General features: G+C 77.1%; 1 protein-coding gene. It reads right to left on the reverse strand.

Annotation, left to right across the window (positions count from 1 at the left end; translation table 11 throughout):
• Positions 1 to 580: anthranilate phosphoribosyltransferase (trpD, locus tag VB737_RS17260; protein ID WP_500314784.1), on the reverse strand; the 580-nt coding region annotated here is incomplete at both ends.

The raw sequence follows: 580 nt of genomic DNA on the forward strand, positions 1-580 counted from the left end.
GCTCCAGGCCGGCGGCGATGGACGGCTCCAGCCCGGCGGCCCACAGCACCAGGGCGGCGTTGAGGGCCACCACATCGGCCTGGGCCCGGGTGCCGCCGCCCTGCAGGACCGCCTCCAGGATCGCCCGGTTGGCCGCCACATCCCCACCCCTGAGGGCCTCCAGATCCGCCGGGGCCAGCCCCAGCGCCGCCGGGTCGAGCCAGTCGCGGCGGACCTCGCCGTCCTCCAGCAGCCGCAGCTCGCTGGGACCCGAGAGGGTGGCCTCATCGAGGCCGCCGTGGCCGTGGACGACGACGGCCCGCCGCTGGCCGAGCCGGCGCAGGGCCTCGGCCATCGGATCGAGCAGGTCGGGCCGGGCCACCCCGAGCACCTGGGCCTCGGGGGTGAGGGGATTGACCAGGGGTCCCAGCAGGTTGAAGACAGTGCGCACGCCGAGGGTGCGGCGCAGGGGGGCCATGCCCACCAGGGCGGGGTGCCAGCCCGGGGCGAACAGGAAGGTGACGCCGGTGCGCGGCAGGGCCTCCACCACCGTGGCCAGGGGCGCCGCCAGGTCGAGGCCCAGGGCCTCGAGCACGTAGCC

It is taken from the genome of Synechococcus sp. BA-120 BA3, from assembly GCF_034931285.1.
Taxonomy (GTDB): domain Bacteria; phylum Cyanobacteriota; class Cyanobacteriia; order PCC-6307; family Cyanobiaceae; genus Cyanobium.